General features: G+C 72.6%; 3 protein-coding genes and 1 riboswitch. Of the genes, 1 reads left to right on the forward strand and 2 read right to left on the reverse strand.

The features are described from left to right. Together G3I40_RS21715 and G3I40_RS21720 are read right to left on the reverse strand one after the other, a co-directional pair. On the reverse strand, positions 1–504 hold a 504-nt coding region (locus G3I40_RS21715; protein WP_239091872.1), incomplete at its 3' end, for an FAD-dependent oxidoreductase. A gap of 184 nt (positions 505–688) precedes the next feature. After that, a complete protein-coding gene (locus G3I40_RS21720; protein WP_164303807.1) occupies positions 689–1,036 on the reverse strand; it encodes a hypothetical protein in 348 nt (115 codons plus the stop codon). Between the two features lie 52 nt (positions 1,037–1,088). Further along, a riboswitch (TPP riboswitch) is annotated at positions 1,089–1,201 on the forward strand. On the opposite strand from G3I40_RS21720, the gene G3I40_RS21725 reads away from it, so the two are divergent. Continuing rightward, positions 1,199–1,349: FAD-dependent oxidoreductase (locus G3I40_RS21725; RefSeq protein WP_164303808.1), on the forward strand; the 151-nt coding region annotated here is incomplete at its 3' end. (Overlaps the previous riboswitch by 3 nt.)

Consider the following 1,349-nt stretch of genomic DNA (forward strand, 5'->3'; position numbering starts at 1 on the left):
GGGCAGCGCCCCGGCCAGGGGCCGCTCGGCGGCCTCCACGACGGTGACCCGGCAGCCGGCCTCACGGGCGGCCGTGGCGAACTCGGCGCCGATCCAGCCGGCGCCCACGACCACCACGTCGTGCTGCTCGGCCAGCACGGGCCGCAGCCGCTCGGCGTCGTCGAGGGTGCGCAGCAGGTGCACCCCGGGCAGGTCCTGCGCGCCGGGCAGCCGGATCGGTTCGGCACCGGTCGCGACGACGAGGACGTCGTAGGGGACCGGGCCCTCGGCGGTGTCCAGCTCGTGGTCGCCGGGACGCAGTCCGGTCACCTCGCGCCCCAAGTCCAGGGTGACGCCGAGTGCCTCGAAGTCCACGTCGAAGGCGGAGCCCTCGGCCTTGCCGAGCAGGACGGCCTTGGACAGCGGCGGCCGGTCGTAGGGCTGGTGGGGCTCGGCGCCGATCAGCGTGACGGTGCCCGGGAAGCCCTGTTCGCGCAGTGCCACGGCCGTCTGCACGCCGGCCATCCCCGCGCCGACGATGACGGCGCGCCGTCGCTCTTCAGGTGTCCTGTTGCCGCTCTGCTGCTCGCTCACGGGATCACCATAGGCACCTGATCTTGCGTCAGTCAGCGGCGCGGACCACTCCCGCGCCGTGACGTCCTGCACACGTGTCACCGGTTTAGGGAGCACGTTCGGAGATCCGGGGGGATCACACCGGAGCCGCCGTCTCCTCGACCACGCTGGTCCCGCTGCCCTCCTGCGACTCCCATTCCCAGGTCTCGTCGAGCCGTACACGGCCGTCCGGCAGCTCGGACACGGTCGAGACGCAGTGCCCCGAGGACGTGCTCCCGTCGGTCTTCAGCTGGACGTAGCGGAAGTCGAGGCGGTCGCCGGAGCGGGTCCCTACGAGGTGCCCCTGTACGACGTCGCCACCTTCATAGGCGGCCCAGATCCGGCCGTCCTTCTCCTGATAGGCGAAACGCGTGCGCGTACCCACCTGGCCCGGGGCCTGGTCGGCGACAGGGGCGAGTACGAGACCGTCGAGCGAGCGGGCCACGGGCAGGGGCTCCCTTACTGGAGGTGATACCGAACGGCTAGGGTGGCCAACGTAAAGCACTCGCGGGAGCCCGTACGCAGCGGGCTGAGAGGGAGGCTGGACGGCCTCCGACCGTACGAACCTGATCCGGGTCATGCCGGCGAAGGGAGGGGCTGGACGCCCATGTCGCGTACTCCGTCCGAAGCCACCGACGTACTGGTCGTCGGCGGCGGCATCATCGGCCTGGTCACCGCGTGGCGGGCCGCGCAGCGCGGGCTGACCGTGGCGGTCGTGGACCCCGAGCCGGGCGGCGGGGCCGCCCAGGTCGCGGCCG

This window comes from Streptomyces sp. SID14478, assembly GCF_010548525.1.
Lineage (GTDB): Bacteria > Actinomycetota > Actinomycetes > Streptomycetales > Streptomycetaceae > Streptomyces.